This is a genomic window from Streptomyces gobiensis, from assembly GCF_021216675.1.
Lineage (GTDB): Bacteria > Actinomycetota > Actinomycetes > Streptomycetales > Streptomycetaceae > Streptomyces > Streptomyces gobiensis.
The window spans coordinates 4,290,132-4,310,087 of sequence record NZ_CP086120.1; the positions used below are offsets into that span (position 1 = coordinate 4,290,132).

The window sequence follows — 19,956 nt, forward strand, 5'->3', positions numbered from 1 at the left end:
GGGGTGGCCGGGTGCGGGCTGGTGGCCGGGGGTTGTGCCCACCCACAGCCCCTCGCGGGGCTGCGAGTGCCCACAACACGGGTGGGCGGGTCTGGGGGCGGCAGCCCCCACGCGGCGGAGCCGCAAATCGGTACAGCCGGGAAGGGGCCGGGTTTGGGGATACCGCTGGGTGACCCGGGGTCAGCTCGGTGCGGGGGCTTCCATCAGGGTCGTACGACGCGGATTCGCAGTCACCGGCGGGAGTTCCGCGTCATGCTCCTGCTGCTCGGCGGTGAGCTCTTCGGCATCCGTGAGGTGGGCCAGGGTGGTGCGCTCAGGGTTGGCTATGTTGCGCATGATCATGGTCGTCTTCACTTCGGGGCATGCCTCTTGTCTAATTCGTACCTGATGTAAATCCAGAGAGTAGAGCCCTTTCCCACCGGGTGGTCGATACAGACAATCGAGACCCTGTGAGTTTCCTCACCAGGCTGCGGGCAAAAGGAACATAACGGTAGGTCAATTGCCTGCGACCAAACGGACATTGTCGGACCGAAGTGCGTATTCCGCTCCCTGGTGTCGCTACTGGGGCAGTGCGCACACCTGACCGACTCGTGATTGAAAGTCCGATATCAGGGGCGTTTGTTTTCACCGGCTGTTACTTCGTATCCGCATAGCGTCACGCGTGTCACAGCCTGATACGTGGCCCTTGTTGGAGATCCGGCACTGTGCTGGAATCTCACGGACCGCCGCAGGACATCAGCCGGCGCGTGGGGGCGCAGATGCAGCGCCGCGCGGTGGTGACGAGGAGACGCGCCGGTCACTCACGACCGTTGGGGAGGTCTTGTATCTCCCTGACTCGATACCGTCCCCCGCTCACGCGGAGGGACGCCTGGTCCAGAGGTTGCGACGCTAGTGCAGGGACGTTTCAAGAGGGATGGCAGCGCTGCGGGGGACCCGGAGCTGCGCGGGGCAACCGACCGCGGCTCCTCTGCCCAGCGCGCGCGGGAGGGTCGGCCGGCGGTCGTCCATGACGCTGACGGCGGCGCCAGCTCCAAGGGGCAATCGGATGGCAGCGCGGACAGCGCCGTAGGTCCGAAGGAGCCCAGCGGGCCGGGGTCTCGGCTGGCGCTGCGCAACTGGCGCATCAGTACCCGCCTTGTTTCCCTCCTCGCGCTGCCCGTTGTGGCCGCGACGACCCTGGGCGCCTTCCGGATCGTCGACGCCCGTGGCGAGGTCGAGCAGCTGGAGAACATGAAGCTGCTCACCGAGATGACCCAGCAGGCCACTGAGCTGGCCGCCGCGCTCCAGGAGGAGCGCGACCGCTCGGCCGGGCCGCTGACCGCGCACGGCAATGCCAAGGACGACACGGTCGTCGGGCCGCGGGAGAAGACCGACAAGGCGAAGCAGTCCTTCAACGAGGCCACCGGAGACCTGACCGCGGGCGGCGATGAGCTGCTCGTCGGAGTCCAGTCGACGATCATCGACATCGGCCGCCAGCTCAACACGATCAAGAACATCCGGGAACGGGCCTATGAGAACCCGGCCGCCATCGCCGAGACCGTCGGTGAGTACAACCGCCTGATCGTTTCGCTGCTCTCCCTCTCCCAGGACATGGCGCAGGCGACCAGCAACCCGGAGATGGTCAGGAGCACCCGGGCGCTCGCCGCGTTCTCCACCGCCAAGGAGTACGCGTCGATCCAGCGCGCCGTCATCAGCGCCGGTCTCGCCCCCAAGAGCGGACCCAAGCTCTCCGAGAACGACCGGCGCTACGGCAAGATCGCGCTCGACAACGAGCGCGCGGCCATGAGCCGGTTCAACGTCATCTACCAGAGTGACCGGGCCGCCGAGCTCACCAAGCCCCTCGACGGCGGCATCGTCAACATCACCTCCGCCAACGAATACGCCTCCCGCGTCTTCAAGAGCCCCGACGGGATCAAGGCCGAGAAACGTTCGTACATGGACTGGTACGACCAGGACCGTACGAAGATCGACGAGATGGCCAAGATCGAGAAGACGCTGCTCACCCAGATGGAGCAGCAGGCCCGAGAGCTGCGCTCGGAGTCGCAGCAAGCCGCCCTGTTCAACGGTGCCGTCATCCTGCTGGTCCTCGGTATCTCGCTCGTCGGCGCCTTTGTTGTGGCCCGTTCCATGGTCAGCTCGCTGCGGCGGCTGCAGGACACCGCGCAGGAGGTCTCCCGCAGGCGGCTGCCCGAGCTGGTCAAGCAGCTCTCGGAGTCCGAGCCGCAGGAGGTCGACACCACCGTCCAGTCCGTCGGTGTGCACAGCCGGGACGAGATCGGCAAGGTGGCCACGGCCTTCGACGACGTGCACCGCGAGGCGGTCCGCCTCGCCAGTGAGCAGGCGCTGCTGCGAGGCAACGTCAACGCGATGTTCACCAACCTCTCGCGCCGCAGCCAGGGCCTTATCCAGCGTCAGCTCTCGCTCATCTCCGAACTGGAGTCCCGCGAGGCCGACCCGGACCAGCTCTCCTCGCTCTTCAAGCTGGACCACCTCGCGACCCGTATGCGCCGGAACGGTGAGAACCTGCTCGTCCTCGCGGGTGAAGAGCCGGGCCGCCGCTGGACCCGGCCGGTCCCGCTCGTGGACGTACTCCGCGCCGCCGCCTCCGAGGTGGAGCAGTACGAGCGCATTGAGCTGAGCGCCGTCCCGACCACCGAGGTCGCGGGCCGGGTCGTCAACGACCTGGTGCACCTCCTCGCCGAGCTGCTGGAGAACGCCACCTCGTTCTCCTCGCCGCAGACCAAGGTCAAGGTCACCGGTCACGCGCTGCCCGACGGCCGTGTCCTGGTGGAGATCCACGACACCGGCATCGGGCTCTCGCCCGAGGACCTGGCCGCGATCAATGAGCGGCTGGCCAACCCGCCGACCGTCGATGTGTCGGTCTCCCGGCGCATGGGCCTGTTCGTGGTTGGCCGGCTGTCCCTGCGGCACGGCATCCGTATCCAGCTCCGCCCCTCCGACTCCGGTGGCACCACCGCGCTGGTCATGCTGCCGGTGGATGTCGCCCAGAGCGGCCAGGGCGTCAAGGGCAAGCCCGGCGCCGGTATGGGCGCCCCCGGCGGTGCCCCGCCGGCCGCCGCCACCCTCAAGCGCGAGCCACAGGGCTCCGGCGCCCCGTCCGGTACGAGCCGTCTCGGCGCCCTGCCGACCCGTGGCCAGGTGCCCAGCGGCGACCAGCGCCCCGCCCTGCCCGGCGCCGACCGGGGTGGCCCGGGCGGTTTCGGTGGCCCCGGCGGCCCGGGCGCCCCAAGCGGTCCCGGCGTCAACGGCCGTGGCCCCGGCGCCGGCCCGCCGCCCCGCCACGGTGCGGGCGCCCCGAGTGCCCCGCCCCCGTCCCCGACCCTGCCCGCTCCCACCCCGCCGGCTCCCGCTCCCGCGCCGACCGGCACCGCCGGCGGCCGCCCGCCGCAGCTGCCCGCACGCGACAGCGAACCCGTCGGCGAGCTCCCGCCCCGCGAGCCGAGCCCCGGACCCCCGGCACCGACCGGGAACCGGGCGGGCAGCCAGCGCCCGAGCTGGGCCGGTGCCTCCGGCCGCCCGGCCCCGGAGCAGCGGGACCGCGAGGGGGCCGACACCCCGCGCGGCCATGAAGAACCCGAGTCCACCGGGGAGTTCGCCCGGCCCGGATTCACCGGCGCCTCCAGCGGCGCGCCGGCCCGCGCCCCACGGCAGGACATCCCGCAGCAGCCACAGCACAGCGACACGGGTGAGTACCCGCAGCCGTCCGTCCCGGCCCGCCTCGATGACACCACCGAGCTGGACAGGCCTGTGGCCCCGGGTAATGCGGACAGCGCCCGGACGCCGATCTTCGAGGAGATGGAGACGAGCTGGTTCAGCGCTCGCTCCAGCCGTAACCAGCAGCAGCCGGAACGCAGTCAGCAGCCGGAGCCTTCGGCTGCGCCATCAGCTGCGCCCGCCGGTCCCAGCGGCTCCGCAGGGTCCCCTCGGGCCGCTGAGGAGACCCGGTCCGCGGGCAACTGGCAGGCGTCGCCCAACGATGAGCGCTGGCGCCGGGCCGAACAGCTCCGCCAGCCCGCGGCCGGTGGGGTCACCACCTCCGGACTGCCGCGCCGGGTGCCCCGTGCCAACCTGGTCGCGGGCACCGCACAGACCGCTCCGCAGCAGTCAACAACGCCGAGTGGCCCCCAGGTCTCGCGTGCGCCCGGTGATGTGCGTGGCCGTCTGACCAACCTCCGCAGGGGAATCCAACAGGGCCGTCAGGCCGGCGACCCCGGCAGCAATGATCGGGGCTCCGGCCCCACTTACCAGCAGGAGCGTTAGTTGAGTCCGATGAGCCAGGCGGCGCAGAATCTGAACTGGTTGATCACCAACTTTGTGGACCACACCCCGGGGGTGTCGCACACAGTGGTGGTCTCCGCCGACGGCCTCCTTCTGGCGATGTCCGAGGGGTTTCCACGGGACCGTGCCGATCAGCTGGCGGCGGTTGCCTCCGGGCTGACCTCGCTGACCGCGGGCGCCTCGCGGATCTTCGAGGGCGGTAGTGTGAACCAGACCGTGGTGGAGATGGAACGTGGTTTCCTCTTCATCATGTCGATCTCGGACGGCTCCTCACTGGCCGTACTCGCTCATCCAGACGCCGATATCGGTCTGGTCGGATATGAGATGGCCCTTCTGGTGGACCGGGCGGGTACCGTCCTTACTCCGGACCTCCGTGCCGAACTGCAAGGAAGCCTGCTTAACTAGCCCGCGCTCCCCCCACATGAGCATTACAGTCCGCCTCGCCGACCTTATGCCTCGCTCGGAGGAGCCATGACCACGCCGCCCGCCTCACCCGACCCGTACGGTCATCAAGCACCGTACGGGGTCGACGAAGGCGACCAGCCGCTGGTGCGCCCGTATGCCATGACCGGCGGCCGGACCCGGCCGCGCTATGAGCTCGCCATCGAGGCGCTGGTCAGCACCAGTGCCGAACCGGTACAGCTGCAAGGTCTGCTCCCTGAGCACCAGCGCATCTGTCATCTGTGCCGTGAGGTGAAGTCCGTCGCGGAGGTCTCGGCACTGCTCGCGATACCGCTCGGGGTGGCCCGGATTCTTATCGCCGACCTCGCCGAAGCCGGGATGGTGGCCATCCACCAGCCCGGCGGCAGCGGTGAGTCCGGCGGTGCCCCAGATGTGACGCTGCTCGAAAGGGTGCTCAGTGGACTTCGCAAGCTCTAGCCCCCACACGGCATATGGCGCGGGCCCGGCCCGCTCCACCACCTCCGCGAAGATCGTGGTGGCGGGTGGCTTCGGTGTGGGCAAGACGACCTTTGTGGGCGCCGTGTCGGAGATCAATCCGCTGCGTACCGAGGCCGTGATGACGTCCGCCTCGGCGGGCATCGACGACCTCACGCACACCGGCGGTAAGACCACCACGACCGTGGCGATGGATTTCGGCCGGATCACGCTCGACGACGACCTGATTCTCTATCTCTTCGGTACGCCCGGTCAGGACCGCTTCTGGTTTATGTGGGATGACCTGGTCCGTGGTGCTATCGGCGCGGTCGTCCTGGTCGACACCAGACGCCTGGCGGACTGTTTCCCGGCGGTCGACTACTTCGAGAACAGCGGCCTGCCTTTTGTGATCGCGCTCAACGGTTTCGACGGCCACCAGCCATACCGCCCGGAAGAAGTGCGCGAAGCGCTTCAGATCGGCCCGGAGGCGCCCATCATCATCACCGACGCCCGCCATCGCGCGGACGCCAAGGGCGCGCTCATCCAGCTCGTAGAGCATGCGCTGCTGGCCAGACTTCGCTAGGTACCCGCGGGGACGGACGCGGGCGGGGCTGTGTGCTTCAGCACACGTCCCGCCTGAGCGTTCATAACATTTCGACAGACAATTGAAGTGCCGTGGCCACGGGCGGCGAGCAGGCCACTCCCCTCTGCACACGTTTCTCCTGGCTTTTGCTGTCAAGCGAACGTAAATGCCCGTTTTTTCGGGTAGTCGTTCCGGCCAGCGGTCGCACTTTCAAGTGTTTGGAAAGCACCGCCCCGACGTGCTGAAATTCCCTTAACTCAGCAGTAGTTACGGCACCTCGAGGACGACGTGCCGAAGCCGAGAGGTTTGGTCGAGTGAGGCGAAGTAAGACGGCATCCCCGCCGCCGGAGTCGCGCGGCAACTTCACGCCGCGCGCTGCGGCGTCGTCCGCTGAACCGTCCTCGGCCCCCGCTGAGTCCGGGAACAGCAGCAAGTTCGCCATCCGTAACTGGCGGGTGGCCGCCCGGCTGAACGCCATTCTGCTGATCCCGGTGCTCGTCGCCCTCGTCTTCGGTGGCTTCCGGGTGCACAGCTCGATGGAGACGCTGAACGAGGCCGAGGACGCCGAGCGCACCGCCGAGCTTGTACGGGCCGCCTCTGCCTACGCCCACGCTCTCCTGGATGAGCGGGACCGCACCGCCGCCCCGCTCCTCAAGGGCGATCAGGACGACCCGGAGATCGCAGAGGCGCGCAAGGCCACCGATGACGCCAAGGAGCTCTTCCACGAGGCCGCTGAGCGCGCGCCCGACACGGACAGCCTGCAGACTCGGCTGGACAACATCGAGAAGGTCGAGCCGAAGCTCGCCTCGCTGCGTCAAGCCGCTTACACCGACCGGCTGAGCGGTGTGGACACAGAGCTCGGCTTCGTCCAGATCCAGCACCCGCTGATGAACCTCGCCAATGAGCTCGGTCTGGGCACCGGCAACGTCACGGCTTACGGCCGTACCGTCTACGCCATCTCGCTCGCCAAATCCGCTGCGTCGCTGAACCGCTCCATCGGCACCCATCTGCTGATCAAGCCCGGCCCTTCGGCCAAGGACAAGGCCGAGCAGCTGACCGCCTTCCAGTCCTACGCCTATCTGGAGAAAGTCGCCCTCGGCGAGTACCTGTCCGGCGGGACCCAGGAGGACGACGACCGGCTCAAGTCCGATATGCGGGCTCTCCAGGCCAAGGGCAAGGAGAAGATCGCCGAGGCCAAGCGGCAGGCCGAGAGCGCCGGCCAGCCCTTTGTCGCCCCGCCGCCGATGGACGGCATGATCGAGAAGATCGGCTCCGGCGCCCGGCCGACCACGCTGGCCCGGCAGGGCATTACCGCCCAGACCTGGTACCAGACCGCGACCGGCAAGTTCGATGTCTACCGCGGTATCGAGCAGGACCTCGCCGACAAGGCCGTGACCGAGGCCCAGGAGATCGCCTCCGACGCCAAGCGCGACGCCATCGTCAACTCCATGGTCGTGCTGGCCGCTCTGCTGATCGCCTTCATGGTGGCGGGGCTGATGGCCCGCTCGATGAGCCGCAGCATGAACCGGCTGCGCAACGCCGCCTTCGACGTGGCCGAGCAGCGGCTGCCGATGCTCGTCGACCAGCTCTCCCGCACCGAGCCGGGACGGGTGGACACCAACGTCAAGCCGATCCCGATCAGCAGCCAGGATGAGATCGGCGAGGTCGCCCGGGCCTTCGACCAGGTACACCGCGAGGCCGTCCGGCTCGCCGCCGAGCAGGCGCTGCTGCGGGGCAACGTCAACGCGATCTTCACCAACCTCTCCAGCCGTAACCAGGGCCTCATTGAGCGCCAGCTCGGCCTGATCACGGACCTGGAGAACAACGAGGCCGACCCGGACCAGCTGGAGAACCTCTTCAAGCTGGACCACCTCGCGACCCGTATGCGGCGAAACGGTGAGAACCTGCTCGTCCTCGCGGGCGAGGAACCGGGCCGGCGCTGGAACCAGCCGGTGCCGCTGGTCGACGTCATGCGCGCCGCCTCCTCCGAGGTGGAGTCCTACGAGCGGATCGAGCTGTCCGGCGTCCCGGAGAGCGAGATCCACGGCGCCGTGGTCACCGACCTGGTGCACCTCCTCGCCGAGCTGCTGGAGAACGCCACCTCGTTCTCCTCGCCACAGACCAAGGTCAACGTCACCGCGACCCGGCTGCCCGACGGCCGGGTGATGGTCGAGATTCATGACAAGGGCATCGGGCTGACCCCCGAGGACTTCGCGGACATCAACCACAAGCTGGCCAATCCACCGACCGTGGACGCCGCTGTGTCCCAGCGCATGGGCCTGTTCGTGGTCGGCCGCCTCGCCGACCGGCATGGCATCCGCGTCCAGCTGCGCCCCTCCGGCGAACAGGCGGGCACCACCTCGCTGGTCATGCTGCCCGAGGCGATCACCCGCGGTGGTGGCGGCGAGGAGTTCGTCGAAGAGGACTTCACCGTCTCCCGGATCGTGCAGGAGCAGCCCCAGATCTCCCAGCAGGCCCAGCCGCCCCAGCTGGCCGCGGACCCGGGGTACTCCCGCCAGCCCACCGCCGCCGAACTGGGCTTCGACGACTCCCGCTATGAGTCCGTCGAGGTGCCGGATGACGCTTCCGCGCTCGACCCGGTGGGGCGCTCGTTGATGCGTGAGGAGCGCCGCGCGGCGCTGGAGGTGCAGCAGGGCGCGTATGACCGGTACGAGCCCCAGCAGCAGGAGCAGGGGTACGAGGAGCAGTCTTACGAGCGGCAGGGGTACGACCCCGGCTACCAGGAGCCGCAGTACCGGCAGCAGTACCAGGAGCCGCGGGCCCAGGAGTCGCAGTACCAAGCACCGCAGTACCAAGAGCAGCCTCAGTACCAAGAACCGCGGTACCAAGAACCTCAGTACGAGGAGCCCGCGTATCAGCAGGCGCGGTATGAGGAGCCCCAGCGGGGCCCGGCGTACGACACCGGATTCCATCCACAACCGGAATCCCGTCCTGCAACTCCCGCAGCTGGCCCAGAGCGCGTAGGCTTCGATCGTCCGGGTGCCTCTTCAGGCGGTGCACACCCCTTGACCGGTGCTGGTCTACCGCGCAGGGACAAGGGAGGGCACCAGCCCGAGGAGCCCCAGACATCGCTGTTCCAGTCGCAACCGGAATCTCCGGAAGCGCCACCGCGGGGGTCGCGGTCCGACAACCCTGAGTGGCGTACCGCGAATGACGAGCGCTGGCAGCGGGCGGAGAAGATCCGCGACCCCAAGGCCGGTGGGGTCACCTCCTCCGGCCTGCCCCGACGTGTGCCCAGGGCGAATCTCGTCGAGGGCACCGCGGAACAGACCCCACAGGGAGGTCCTCAGGTCTCCCGTGCCCCGGAAGACGTCCGTGGCAGGTTGAGCAACCTGCACCGTGGCGTACGCAGAGGGCGCGCGGGCGGCCGGGACGCCACCCAGAATGACCGACCGGGCTTCGGTCCCGGCAGCACCTACGATCAGGAGCGTTAGTGTGAGCCCGATGAGCCAGGCGGCGCAGAACCTGAACTGGTTGATCACCAACTTTGTGGACAACACTCCAGGGGTGTCGCACACAGTGGTGGTCTCCGCCGACGGCCTCCTTCTGGCGATGTCGGAGGGATTCCCGCGTGACCGTGCCGATCAGCTGGCGGCGGTCGCTTCCGGGCTGACGTCGCTGACCGCGGGCGCCTCGCGGATCTTTGAGGGCGGTAGCGTGAATCAGACCGTGGTGGAGATGGAACGTGGTTTCCTCTTCATCATGTCGATCTCGGACGGCTCCTCACTGGCCGTACTTGCCCATCCGGAGGCCGATATCGGTCTTGTCGGATATGAGATGGCCCTTCTGGTGGACCGGGCGGGTACCGTCCTTACCCCAGATCTCCGCGCCGAACTGCAAGGAAGCCTTCTCAACTAGCAAACATCCGGTGCACTTTGCGTCTCCGCGCCATAAGGTGCGGAGACGCGGGCACCGCTTGAACGCTCATCCAGTGGTGGTCCCGTAGTCCGGCAGTCGGAGGAGGAAACGTGGCAACGCCCCCAGGCGGTCCGTACGGCAATGAGCAGCAGCCGCAGCCCGGCCAGCCGTACCAGCGCTTCAACTTCCCCTCAGCGCCGAGCCACCAGCAGCAGGCACCGCAGCAGCCGCCGCACCGTGCCCAGCCGGTACAGCAGCCGCCCCAGCAGCGTTCCCAGCGCGGCGGGAGCGGCGACAGCGAGCGCCAGCCACTGGTACGCCCCTACGCGATGACCGGCGGCCGCACCCGGCCGCGCTACCAGCTAGCCATCGAGGCGCTGGTGCACACCACCGCGCAGTCCGCCCAGCTTCAGGGACAACTCCCGGAACACCAGCGGATCTGCCGACTGTGCTACGAGATCAAGTCGGTCGCCGAGATCTCGGCACTACTCTCCATTCCCCTAGGCGTCGCCCGGATTCTCGTCGCCGACCTCGCCGAGGCCGGACTTGTCGCCATTCACCAGCCTGGCGGCGACGAATCCGCCGGCGGACAGCCAGATGTGACACTGCTCGAAAGGGTGCTCAGTGGACTTCGCAAGCTCTAGCGGTGCGGCCCGCTCTACCACCTCCGCGAAAATCGTGGTGGCGGGTGGCTTTGGCGTGGGCAAGACGACCTTCGTGGGCGCCGTATCGGAGATTAATCCACTGCGGACCGAAGCCGTGATGACCTCCGCCTCGGCGGGCATCGATGACCTCACGCACACCGGAGACAAGACCACCACCACGGTGGCCATGGACTTCGGCCGCATCACCCTGGACCAGGATCTGATCCTGTACCTCTTCGGTACGCCCGGCCAGGACCGCTTCTGGTTTATGTGGGACGACTTGGTGCGCGGTGCCATCGGCGCCGTCGTCCTGGTCGACACCCGCCGCCTGGCGGACTGTTTTCCAGCGGTCGACTACTTCGAGAACAGCGGCCTGCCTTTTGTGATCGCCCTCAACGGCTTCGACGGCCATCAGCCGTACAGCCCGGACGAGGTGCGTGAGGCGCTCCAGATCGGCCCGGACGCGCCGATCATCACCACGGACGCCCGCCACCGGGCGGACGCGAAGAGCGCCCTGATCACCCTGGTCGAACACGCCCTGATGGCCCGTCTCCGCTAACCCCTTCTTAACTGGCGGCCACCCCTTCTTAACGGCGCCCTCGCGCCTCTCGGCGCCGGGGGCGCCTCGAGGGCTTCGGCCTCCTGCGCCGGACTCCGTCCGTCGGGTGGTGGCTGAGCGACGCTGTCGGCTGTGGGAGTTCCCCGAACCCGACCCCTTCCCGAAACTGGGGGCTTGCACCCCCAGACCCCACCCTGTTGTGGGCACTCGCAGCCCCGCGAGGGGCTGTGGGTGGGCACAACCCGGCCACCGGCCCGCACCGGGCCACCCCCGGGGCCCGGGGCGAAGCCCCGGTTTCCGGGAAGGGGCGGGAATTGGGGAAACCCACCCACGGCACCCCCACAACCGGGCGAAGTCCCGCCACGCGGCGGAGCCGCATATCGGTATAGCCGGGAGGGGGCGGGAATTGGGAACCCCCACCCACGGCACCCCCCACAGCCGGGCGGAGCCCCGCCGCGCGGCGGAGCCGCATACCGGCACAGCCGGGAAGGGGCGGGATACGGGGACACCCTCCCCCCGGCACCCCCGCACCCGGGGCGAAGCCCCGCCGCGCGGCGGAGCCGCATATCGGTGCAGCCGAACCCCACCCCCGGCACCCCGCAGCCGGGGGGAGCCCCGGCGCGCGGCGGAGCCGGACGCGGCGCTGCGAGCCCGCGACGCCCGCAGGGCTCGCACCCAGATACCCTGAGGTGTCAGCTTCAGCAGGTCAGTGAGGGGCAACCCAAACCGTGCGCATCGCCAGATTTTCCATCGACGGCAACGTCGCGTTCGGCGTCGTCGAAGGGGACGCCCAGACCGAAGGCGGACCGGTCCTGGACATCATCAAGGGCCACCCCTTCGCCGAATTCGAGCGCTCGGGCCAGAAGATCCCGCTGGGCAAGGTGCGGCTGCTGCCGCCCGTGCTGCCCAACAAGGTCGTGGCCATCGGCCGCAACTACGCCGAGCACGCCAAGGAGCTCGGCCAGACGGTCCCGGACACCCCGGTGGTCTTCTTCAAGCCCTCCACCTCCGTCATCGGCCCGGGCGACCCCATCGGCTACCCGGCCTTCTCCAACGAGGTGCACTACGAGGCCGAGCTCGCCGTAGTCATCGGCCGCATGTGCAGCCAGGTACCGCGCGAGCGGGCCAAGGAGGTCATCCTCGGCTACGCCTGCGCCAATGACGTCACCGCGCGGGACATCCAGCGCAGCGAGGAGCAGTGGGCACGGGCCAAGGGCTTCGACAGCTCCTGCCCACTGGGCCCCTGGGTGGAGACCGAGCTCGACCCCACCGACCTGGGCATCATGTGCACGGTCAATGGCGAGCAGCGGCAGCTGGGCCGCACCAGCGACATGGTCCGCTCCATCGAGGAGCTGATCGTCCACATCACCGAGGCCATGACGCTCCTGCCCGGGGATGTCATCCTCACCGGCACCCCCGCAGGCGTCGGCCCCCTGAACGTCGGCGACGAGGTCGCCGTCACCATCGAAGGCATCGGCACTCTCACCAATAAGGTGATCAAGCGTGGCTAGCGCACACCCCGTACGCGTACGTTTCTGTCCTTCGCCGACCGGCAACCCCCATGTGGGCCTGGTCCGCACCGCCCTGTTCAACTGGGCGTTCGCCCGGCACCACGGCGGCACCCTGGTCTTCCGTATCGAGGACACCGACGTGGCCCGGGACTCCGAGGAGTCGTACCACCAGCTCCTGGACTCCATGCGCTGGCTGGGCCTCGACTGGGACGAGGGCCCCGAGGTGGGCGGCCCGCACGCGCCGTACCGCCAGTCCCAGCGTATGGACATCTACGCCGATGTCGCGGCCAAGCTCCTCGATGGCGGCTATGCCTACCGTTGCTACTGCACCGCCGATGAGCTGGAGGCCCGCCGTGAGGCCGCCCGCAAGGCGGGCAAGCCCTCGGGCTACGACGGTAAGTGCCGTGACCTCACCGCCGGGCAGATCGCCGAGTACGAGTCCCAGGACCGCTCCTTCATCGTCCGCTTCCGGATGCCGGATGAGACGATCACCTTCACCGACCTGGTCCGTGGCGAGCTGACCTTCGCCCCGGAGAACGTGACGGACTTCGGCATCGTCCGGGCCAATGGCACCCCGTTGTACACCCTGGTCAACCCGGTCGACGACGCCCTGATGGAGATCACGCACGTGCTGCGTGGCGAGGACCTGCTCTCCTCCACCCCGCGCCAGATCGCCCTTTACCGCGCGCTGGCGGAGCTCGGCATCGGCACCGGACGCACGCCGGCCTTCGGTCATCTCCCGTACGTCATGGGCGAGGGCAACAAGAAGCTCTCCAAGCGCGACCCGCAGTCCTCGCTCAATCTCTACCGTGAGCGCGGCTTCCTGCCCGAGGGACTGCTCAACTACCTTTCCCTGCTGGGCTGGTCGATCGCCGAGGACCGCGACATCTTCACCATGGAGGAGATGGTCGCCGCCTTCGATATCACCGAAGTCAACGCCAACCCGGCCCGCTTCGACCTCAAGAAGTGCGAGGCCATCAACGCCACGCATCTGCGGGAGATGCCGGTCGAGGAGTTCACCGCGGCCTGCGCGCCATGGCTGACGGCCCCCTACGCTCCCTGGAAGCCCGAAGCCTTCGACCAGGCCGCCTTCGAGGCCTTGGCCCCGCTCGCCCAGACCCGCCTCACCGTGCTCTCCGACATCACGGACAACGTCGACTTCCTGTTCCTGGACGAGCCGGTGTACGACGAGGCCTCCTGGCAGAAGGCGATGAAGCCGGGCGCGGCCGAGCTGCTGCGTACGGCCCGTGCGAAGCTCGCCGAGGCCGACTGGCGGGCCGACGCCCTCAAGGACGCCGTCCTGGCGGCCGGCGAGGAGCACGGCCTGAAGCTGGGCAAGGCGCAGGCCCCGGTCCGCGTAGCCGTCACCGGCCGTACGGTCGGGCTTCCCCTCTTCGAGTCCCTGGAGGTGCTGGGCCGCGACCGCACGCTGTCCCGCGTGGACGCCACGCTGGCGAGGCTGGCCGCGTAGCCGGCGGTTGACCTGTATGTGCCGGGTCGCACATCACGCTTGAGTGCCCGGAACAACCCAGCGGGGGAGATGGCCGGGAGCGTGGGCTCCCGGCCCGGTCAGCCCGTATCTTCGCGGCGGTCTGGGGCGTCATACGGCGCCTCATGGCCGTCGAGGCGTGGCACGGCTGGGCATGCGGCAGCTCCTCCTCGGCCGGGAGACGGTTCCGCACTCACCAGGGCGTCGCGGGGCGATACCCGTTTTGGAGCACCGTCCTCGATCGGGTAATGTTCTTCCTGTCGCCGAGCGGGGCAGGCCGAAGGGCTGGGTCACCGGGAGGCGGTCACCCGGGCGAAATCCCCATCGGGGGTTGAGTTTTGGTGGGCTATGGTGTAATTGGCAGCACGACTGATTCTGGTTCAGTTAGTCTAGGTTCGAGTCCTGGTAGCCCAGCGCGATCTTCTCCTAGCAAGATCGAATGCCCCCGTTGTGTAGCGGCCTAGCACGCCGCCCTCTCAAGGCGGTAGCGCCGGTTCGAATCCGGTCGGGGGTACTGATCCTTTCCGGGATCACGCTAGGGCCCCCGTTGTGTAGCGGCCTAGCACGCCGCCCTCTCAAGGCGGTAGCGCCGGTTCGAATCCGGTCGGGGGTACTGATCCTTTCCGGGATCACGTTCAGTCCGGAAGCCCCGCACCTCTCGGTGCGGGGCTTCCGTCGTATTCAGCCACGTCGCAGCGCCTCGGAGAGCCGGGCGGCGGCGTCGACGATCGCCTGGGCGTGCATACGGCCCGGGTGGCGCGTCAGGCGCTCGATCGGGCCGGAGACCGAGACCGCAGCCACCACGCGGTTAGAGGGGCCGCGTACGGGGGCGGAGACGGACGCCACGCCGGGCTCCCGCTCGCCGATCGACTGGGCCCAGCCACGGCGTCGTACGCCGGACAGGGCCGTCGCCGTGAAGCGGGCACCCTGGAGGCCGCGGTGCAGCCGCTCCGGCTCCTCCCAGGCCATCAGGATCTGCGCCGCCGACCCGGCCTTCATCGGCAGCGTGGAGCCCACCGGCACGGTGTCCCGCAGCCCGGAAAGCCGCTCGGCCGCAGCCACACAGATCCGCATGTCGCCCTGGCGCCGGTAGAGCTGCGCGCTCTCACCGGTCACATCGCGCAGATGCGTCAGTACCGGGCCCGCCGAGGCCAGCAGCCGGTCCTCGCCCGCGGCGGCTGCCAGCTCGGACAGCCGCGGACCGAGAATGAACCGGCCCTGCATATCCCGGGCCACAAAACGATGGTGCTCCAGTGCCACCGCGAGCCGGTGCGCCGTAGGGCGCGCCAATCCGGTCGCTCCGACCAGTCCGGCGAGGGTGGCCGGACCGGACTCCAGAGCGCTCAGTACCAGAGCTGCCTTGTCGAGAACGCCCACACCACTTGAGGCGCCGCTAGAGTTGTCCATGCGTCGATACTCATGTCTCACATTACGAAACGCAAGTTCAATTTTCTTCGGAAGCCGCCAGTCTTGAGTGACGGGTACCGCCCGCCGGTGGGGAGCGGATGGTGCGAAGGTCTCGAGATGTGGTCGGCGAAGTGGCCGGCTGGAGGGAATGCGATGGGACGGACACTGGCGGAGAAGGTCTGGGATGACCATGTCGTCCGGCGCGCGGAAGGCGAGCCCGACCTTCTGTTCATCGACCTCCACCTGCTGCATGAGGTGACCAGCCCGCAGGCCTTCGACGGGCTGCGGAAGAACGCCCGGCCGGTGCGGCGGACCGATCTGACCATCGCCACCGAGGACCACAACACCCCCACCCTCGACATCGACAAGCCCATCGCTGACCCGGTCTCCCGTACTCAGCTGGAAACGCTGCGTAAGAACTGCGCGGAGTTCGGTGTCCGGCTGCATCCGCTCGGTGACGTCGAGCAGGGTGTGGTGCATGTGGTGGGTCCGCAGCTGGGGCTGACCCAGCCCGGTATGACGGTGGTCTGCGGTGACAGCCACACCTCCACCCATGGCGCCTTCGGCGCGCTGGCCTTCGGTATCGGTACCAGCCAGGTCGAGCATGTGCTGGCCACCCAGACGCTGCCGCTGGCCCCCTTCAAGACCATGGCGATCACCGTCAACGGGGAACTGCCCGAGGATGTCACGGCCAAGGACCTGATCCTGGCCATCATCACGAAGATCGGCACCGGCGGTGGCCAGGGCTATGTCCTGGAGTACCGCGGTGAGGCCATCGAGAAGCTGTCGATGGAAGCGCGGATGACCATCTGCAACATGTCCATTGAGGCGGGCGCGCGGGCCGGGATGATCGCCCCGGACGAGACCACGTTCGCCTACCTCAAGGGCCGCGACCACGCCCCCCAGGGCGCGGACTGGGACGCCGCCGTGGAGTACTGGCAGGGGCTGCGCACCGACGAAGGCGCCACGTTCGACCGTGAGGTCGTCATCGAGGCCGCCGAGCTGGCCCCGTTCGTCACCTGGGGCACCAACCCCGGCCAGGGTGCTCCGCTGTCCTCCGCCGTCCCGGACCCGGCCTCCTTCGCCGACGCCAGCGAGAAGCAGGCCGCCCAGAAGGCGCTGGAGTACATGGGCCTGGTCGCCGGTCAGCCGCTGCGCGAGATCGCGGTGGACACGGTCTTTGTGGGCTCGTGCACCAACGGCCGTATCGAGGACCTGCGCTCGGCCGCGGCGGTGCTTGAGGGCCACCAGGTGGCCGATGGGGTACGGATGCTGGTCGTGCCCGGCTCCGTACGGGTCGCGCTGCAGGCCGTCGAGGAGGGTCTGGACAAGGTGTTCACCGCCGCCGGGGCCGAATGGCGGCACGCGGGCTGTTCGATGTGCCTGGGCATGAACCCCGACCAGCTGGCGCCCGGTGAGCGCTCCGCGTCCACCTCCAACCGCAACTTCGAGGGCCGCCAGGGCAAGGGCGGCCGTACCCATCTGGTCTCCCCGCAGGTGGCCGCCGCCACCGCGGTGCTGGGCCATCTGGCCTCGCCCGCCGACCTGTCCGACGTACGTACGCCCGCGGGAGTCTGAACCACCATGGAAGCCTTCACCACACACACCGGCCGGGCCGTACCGCTGCGCCTGAGCAACGTCGACACCGACCAGATCATCCCCGCCCACTGGCTGAAGAAGGTCACCCGCGACGGCTTTGAGGACGGTCTTTTCGAGGCCTGGCGCAAGGACCCGCAGTTCGTGCTCAACCAGAGCGTCTACCAAGGGGCCACCGTGCTGGTCGCGGGCCCCGACTTCGGCACCGGCTCATCGCGTGAGCACGCCGTCTGGGCCCTGCAGAACTACGGCTTCAAGGCCGTTATCTCCTCCCGCTTCGCCGATATCTTCCGTGGTAATTCGCTGAAGAACGGCCTGCTCACGGTGGTACTCCCGCAGGAGACCGTGGACGCGCTGTGGGCGCTGACCGAGGCGGACCCCAGCGCCGAGATCACCGTGGACCTCCTCGCGCGCAAGGTCGTAGCCCAGGGCATCGAAGCGGACTTCGAGTTGGATGAGAACGCCCGCTGGCGGCTCCTGGAAGGACTGGACGACATCAGCATCACGCTCAAGAACGCGGACGCGATCGCCGCCTACGAGGCCACCCGCCCCGCCTTCAAGCCACGGACCCAGGCAGCCTGATCCCTCATACGGCCGCAGCGCCCCCGCCGATTTCGGCGGGGGCGCTGCCGCGTTCTGGCGGCCTGGTGAGCGGTTGCTGAGCGCTCGAATCAGCTTTGTGCGGAGGTGACTTGGCGATTCCGGCTGCTGGCCCGGCCCTCGCCTGGCGGGCGTTACAGGAAGGGCCGTTGAGCCCCCGTGAGGCGACAACTCACCGCAGATGGCACAATCAGTGCATGGAACGCGACGGTCAACTCGAGCTGTACGACCAAGTCGCTGCCCGATTGAAGGAGGCGCACCGCAAGGTGCGCACACTGCAAGTCCCGGAGAGCGAACGGGTGGCGCTCAACCGGAAGCTGCTTACCATCACGGCCGCGTCGAAGCAGGACCTGGCCACGGCGGCACGGCGGCTGGATCGGCTGATGGAGGACATTGACGAGGGCCGCTTCCCCTCTGCGTGACCGGCAGTTCGTTGCGGCACAAGGGTGATTAGCCCGTTTCGTGTTTGATTTGCGGTATATATCTGCCTAACGTGCGAAAAAGCTTGAACACATTCGTTCCGGCAATGTCTCCGAAGGGGAAGACGTGAACAAGGCGCAGCTCGTTGAAGCAATCCAGGACAAGCTTGGCGGTCGCCAGCAGGCCGCGGACGCGGTCGATGTCGTACTGGACGCGATTGTCCGCGCTGTCTGCGCGGGCGAACGGGTATCGGTCACCGGCTTCGGCTCATTCGAGAAGGTCCAGCGACCGGCTCGATACGCCCGCAATCCGCAGACCGGAGAGCGGGTGCGGGTCAAGAAGACCGCGGTGCCGCGCTTCCGTGCGGGCCAGGGTTTCAAGGACCTGGTCAGTGGGGCGAAGAAGCTCCCGAAGCACGATGTCGCGGTGAAGAAGGCCCCGAAGGGCAGCCTCTCCGGTGGCGTTACCACCAAGAAGGCGGCCACCAAGAAGGCCGCCGCGAAGAAGGCCGCCGCGAAGAAGGCCGCGGCCAAGAAGGCGCCGGCGAAGAAGGCACCGGCCAAGAAGGCCGCGGCCAAGAAGGCACCGGCGAAGAAGGCACCGGCCAAGAAGGCCGCCGCGAAGAAGACGACGGCGAAGAAGGCACCGGCCAAGAAGGCGCCCGCTCGTAAGACCGCGGCGCGCAAGACCACCGCGAAGAAGGCCACCACTCGCAAGAAGTGATGGCGGCCGCCCCAGCGCCGGGCCGGGCTCCCTCGGGGGAGCCCGGCCCGCGGGCTTTCTGGGGCCGACGCGGTGGGGCTGCCGGGGCGGGGTTTCCCCTGTCCTGCCCCTTCCCGGCTGTGCCGATATGCGGCTCCGCCGCGTGGCGGGGCTTCGCCCCGGGGCCCGGGTCGGGCCGGTTGCCGGGTTGTGCCCCCCAGGCGTCGCGAGCTCCGTTGCGGGGTGGGTCGGAGCGTCGTGGCTGGTGTGGGTGGGTGGTTGCGTAGCTGGGCGGGCCCACACCCCTCGCGGGGCTGGGGGCACCTCCTGGGGGCACCTCCCTGGGGGCACCTCCCAGCGGTAGCTGGGGGAGGTAGCTGGGGAGGTAGCTGGGGGAGAGTGTCCACAACACTTCTGCGCGTCCCACTTCTGCGCGCCCCGGTCTCGGGGGTGCCTAGACTTGGGGGATGCAGGCCACCGCGTACACATACGACCCCGAGACCCGCTCCGGCAGTGTGCTGCTGGACGATGGCACCCCGGTGCCCTTTGACGCGGCCGCTTTTGACGCCGGAGGGCTGCGGCTGTTGCGGTCCGGCCAGCGGGTCCGGATCGAGACCGAGGGCGCGGGTGAGGGCGGTCAGCCCCGGATCACGCTCGTGACGCTTCAAACACTCTGAGCGTGTAGGAGCCCACCCCCAGAGCGATCGCCTCGGCCAGATCCGCACCCGTGTCGACATCCCGCCGCACACTGTCCACCCCGGACAGCGGGATTTCCACCGCCCCCGAGGCGAGATGCCGGCCACGGGACTCCCCACCGAATGCCGGGGCCAGTGCCACCCCCGGCAAGGCCGACAACAGCGTTGTGCCGATTCCGGCCGCATCCGCGAGAAAAGCACGCGGAAATCTGCTCGCCGTGTTCAGCACCTGGGCCAATTCCATGGGACGCAGTGCGGGGAGATCCGCGTTCAGGGCCGCCACCGCGGAATGCGGCTCGGCGGTCCGTACTACCTCGGCACCATGAGCCAGAGCCGCGTTCAGCCCGCCGTCCGGTGTATCCGGCAGGACTCGGGCGCCCAGTGCCGACAGCTCCCTGCCGGCCAGCGGATCGTCCGTGACAACCACCACATCCCGCACCGCCGTACAGGCCACCGACGCAGCCACCGTGTCCTGTGCGAAGGCCAGTGCCAGCCCGGGTCGCAGTGCTTCCCCGGAGGCCGCGGAGAGCCTGCTCTTCGCGCGTTCCAAGGGCTTCAGCGGCACAACCAGTGTCCACATGACTCACGCACCCGGGGTCTCATCGCGAAGTATCCGCCCCATTCTTACCGCTATCCAGCAGCGGGCCCCGGCGGCCCCTGCTTCGGGGATGGCCGATGGACCCAGGTCCTCGGCCG

The 19,956-nt window shown here is 68.6% G+C and carries 18 protein-coding genes and 3 tRNA genes; 18 read left to right on the plus strand and 3 right to left on the minus strand.

What is annotated here, in order from left to right:
* Positions 1 to 180 precede the first annotated feature (180 nt).
* Positions 181 to 342 carry a hypothetical protein gene (locus test1122_RS20040; protein ID WP_232272091.1) on the minus strand — a complete coding sequence of 54 codons (162 nt, stop codon included), beginning with the start codon at positions 340 to 342 and terminating at the stop codon, positions 181 to 183.
* Between the two features lie 549 nt (positions 343 to 891).
* On the opposite strand from test1122_RS20040, the gene test1122_RS20045 reads away from it, so the two are divergent.
* The 13 genes from test1122_RS20045 to test1122_RS20105 all read left to right on the plus strand — a co-directional run bounded on the left by test1122_RS20045 (position 892) and on the right by test1122_RS20105 (position 14,453).
* On the plus strand, positions 892 to 4,281 hold the full coding sequence (locus test1122_RS20045; RefSeq protein WP_232270546.1) for a sensor histidine kinase: 3,390 nt from the start codon (positions 892 to 894) through the stop codon (positions 4,279 to 4,281).
* 9 nt (positions 4,282 to 4,290) lie between these two features.
* Complete coding sequence (locus test1122_RS20050) at positions 4,291 to 4,704, plus strand: roadblock/LC7 domain-containing protein (protein WP_232272005.1); 414 nt, start codon at positions 4,291 to 4,293, stop codon at positions 4,702 to 4,704.
* A gap of 66 nt (positions 4,705 to 4,770) precedes the next feature.
* Complete coding sequence (locus tag test1122_RS20055; protein WP_232270547.1) at positions 4,771 to 5,178, plus strand: DUF742 domain-containing protein; 408 nt, start codon at positions 4,771 to 4,773, stop codon at positions 5,176 to 5,178.
* Positions 5,159 to 5,758 carry a GTP-binding protein gene (locus test1122_RS20060; RefSeq protein ID WP_232270548.1) on the plus strand — a complete coding sequence of 200 codons (600 nt, stop codon included), beginning with the start codon at positions 5,159 to 5,161 and terminating at the stop codon, positions 5,756 to 5,758. The genes test1122_RS20055 and test1122_RS20060 overlap by 20 nt, the downstream gene beginning before the upstream one ends.
* Before the next feature lie 314 nt (positions 5,759 to 6,072).
* Positions 6,073 to 9,213, plus strand: a complete 3,141-nt coding sequence (locus test1122_RS20065; RefSeq protein ID WP_232270549.1) for a sensor histidine kinase — start codon at positions 6,073 to 6,075, stop codon at positions 9,211 to 9,213.
* Positions 9,214 to 9,223: 10 nt separating this feature from the next.
* On the plus strand, positions 9,224 to 9,637 hold the full coding sequence (locus test1122_RS20070) for a roadblock/LC7 domain-containing protein (protein WP_033321188.1): 414 nt from the start codon (positions 9,224 to 9,226) through the stop codon (positions 9,635 to 9,637).
* Positions 9,638 to 9,747: 110 nt separating this feature from the next.
* The gene (locus test1122_RS20075) at positions 9,748 to 10,281 is read left to right on the plus strand and encodes a DUF742 domain-containing protein (protein WP_232270550.1); all 534 of its coding nucleotides are present in this window, start codon (positions 9,748 to 9,750) and stop codon (positions 10,279 to 10,281) included.
* Positions 10,262 to 10,840, plus strand: coding sequence for a GTP-binding protein (locus test1122_RS20080; protein ID WP_232270551.1), 579 nt, complete (start codon positions 10,262 to 10,264; stop codon positions 10,838 to 10,840). Before test1122_RS20075 ends, test1122_RS20080 begins: the two co-directional genes overlap by 20 nt.
* A 728-nt stretch (positions 10,841 to 11,568) precedes the next feature.
* Positions 11,569 to 12,351: a fumarylacetoacetate hydrolase family protein gene (locus tag test1122_RS20085; protein WP_232270552.1), complete on the plus strand. Its 783-nt coding sequence runs from the start codon at positions 11,569 to 11,571 to the stop codon at positions 12,349 to 12,351.
* A complete protein-coding gene (gene gltX / locus test1122_RS20090; RefSeq protein WP_232270553.1) occupies positions 12,344 to 13,822 on the plus strand; it encodes a glutamate--tRNA ligase in 1,479 nt (492 codons plus the stop codon). Before test1122_RS20085 ends, gltX begins: the two co-directional genes overlap by 8 nt.
* Positions 13,823 to 14,182: 360 nt before the next feature.
* Positions 14,183 to 14,254 (plus strand) — tRNA-Gln (locus test1122_RS20095).
* Between the two features lie 27 nt (positions 14,255 to 14,281).
* Positions 14,282 to 14,354 (plus strand) — tRNA-Glu (locus test1122_RS20100).
* Between the two features lie 26 nt (positions 14,355 to 14,380).
* A tRNA-Glu gene (locus tag test1122_RS20105) sits at positions 14,381 to 14,453 on the plus strand.
* A gap of 68 nt (positions 14,454 to 14,521) precedes the next feature.
* On the opposite strand, the gene ndgR is transcribed toward test1122_RS20105, so the two are convergent.
* The gene (ndgR, locus tag test1122_RS20110) at positions 14,522 to 15,247 is read right to left on the minus strand and encodes an IclR family transcriptional regulator NdgR (protein WP_232270554.1); all 726 of its coding nucleotides are present in this window, start codon (positions 15,245 to 15,247) and stop codon (positions 14,522 to 14,524) included.
* 153 nt (positions 15,248 to 15,400) lie between these two features.
* Here ndgR and leuC point away from each other — a divergent pair, with 153 nt between their 5' ends.
* The 5 genes from leuC (at position 15,401) to test1122_RS20135 (ending at position 19,242) form a co-directional block, all read left to right on the plus strand.
* Positions 15,401 to 16,825, plus strand: a complete 1,425-nt coding sequence (leuC, locus tag test1122_RS20115) for a 3-isopropylmalate dehydratase large subunit (RefSeq protein WP_232270555.1) — start codon at positions 15,401 to 15,403, stop codon at positions 16,823 to 16,825.
* Between the two features lie 6 nt (positions 16,826 to 16,831).
* Positions 16,832 to 17,425, plus strand: coding sequence for a 3-isopropylmalate dehydratase small subunit (gene leuD, locus test1122_RS20120; RefSeq protein ID WP_232270556.1), 594 nt, complete (start codon positions 16,832 to 16,834; stop codon positions 17,423 to 17,425).
* Between the two features lie 215 nt (positions 17,426 to 17,640).
* Positions 17,641 to 17,865: an SCO5555 family protein gene (locus test1122_RS20125; RefSeq protein ID WP_232270557.1), complete on the plus strand. Its 225-nt coding sequence runs from the start codon at positions 17,641 to 17,643 to the stop codon at positions 17,863 to 17,865.
* A 124-nt stretch (positions 17,866 to 17,989) separates the two neighbouring features.
* Positions 17,990 to 18,586, plus strand: a complete 597-nt coding sequence (locus test1122_RS20130) for an HU family DNA-binding protein (RefSeq protein ID WP_232270558.1) — start codon at positions 17,990 to 17,992, stop codon at positions 18,584 to 18,586.
* A 446-nt stretch (positions 18,587 to 19,032) separates the two neighbouring features.
* On the plus strand, positions 19,033 to 19,242 hold the full coding sequence (locus tag test1122_RS20135) for a hypothetical protein (protein ID WP_232270559.1): 210 nt from the start codon (positions 19,033 to 19,035) through the stop codon (positions 19,240 to 19,242).
* Here the strand turns inward: test1122_RS20135 and cofC are convergent.
* Positions 19,214 to 19,840 carry a 2-phospho-L-lactate guanylyltransferase gene (gene cofC / locus test1122_RS20140; RefSeq protein WP_232270560.1) on the minus strand — a complete coding sequence of 209 codons (627 nt, stop codon included), beginning with the start codon at positions 19,838 to 19,840 and terminating at the stop codon, positions 19,214 to 19,216. The genes test1122_RS20135 and cofC overlap by 29 nt on opposite strands.
* Between the last annotated feature and the right edge of the window lie 116 nt (positions 19,841 to 19,956).

What these genes read in the sequence shown, in the direction of transcription:
- test1122_RS20040 (WP_232272091.1), bottom strand. Translation starts at nt 342, where the DNA reads ATGATCATGCGCAACATAGCCAACCCTGAGCGCACCACCCTGGCCCAC.
- test1122_RS20050 (WP_232272005.1), top strand. Translation starts at nt 4,291, where the DNA reads ATGAGCCAGGCGGCGCAGAATCTGAACTGGTTGATCACCAACTTTGTG.
- test1122_RS20055 (WP_232270547.1), top strand. Translation starts at nt 4,771, where the DNA reads ATGACCACGCCGCCCGCCTCACCCGACCCGTACGGTCATCAAGCACCG.
- test1122_RS20070 (WP_033321188.1), top strand. Translation starts at nt 9,224, where the DNA reads ATGAGCCAGGCGGCGCAGAACCTGAACTGGTTGATCACCAACTTTGTG.
- ndgR (WP_232270554.1), bottom strand. Translation starts at nt 15,247, where the DNA reads ATGGACAACTCTAGCGGCGCCTCAAGTGGTGTGGGCGTTCTCGACAAG.
- leuC (WP_232270555.1), top strand. Translation starts at nt 15,401, where the DNA reads ATGGGACGGACACTGGCGGAGAAGGTCTGGGATGACCATGTCGTCCGG.
- leuD (WP_232270556.1), top strand. Translation starts at nt 16,832, where the DNA reads ATGGAAGCCTTCACCACACACACCGGCCGGGCCGTACCGCTGCGCCTG.
- test1122_RS20125 (WP_232270557.1), top strand. Translation starts at nt 17,641, where the DNA reads ATGGAACGCGACGGTCAACTCGAGCTGTACGACCAAGTCGCTGCCCGA.
- test1122_RS20135 (WP_232270559.1), top strand. Translation starts at nt 19,033, where the DNA reads ATGCAGGCCACCGCGTACACATACGACCCCGAGACCCGCTCCGGCAGT.
- cofC (WP_232270560.1), bottom strand. Translation starts at nt 19,840, where the DNA reads ATGTGGACACTGGTTGTGCCGCTGAAGCCCTTGGAACGCGCGAAGAGC.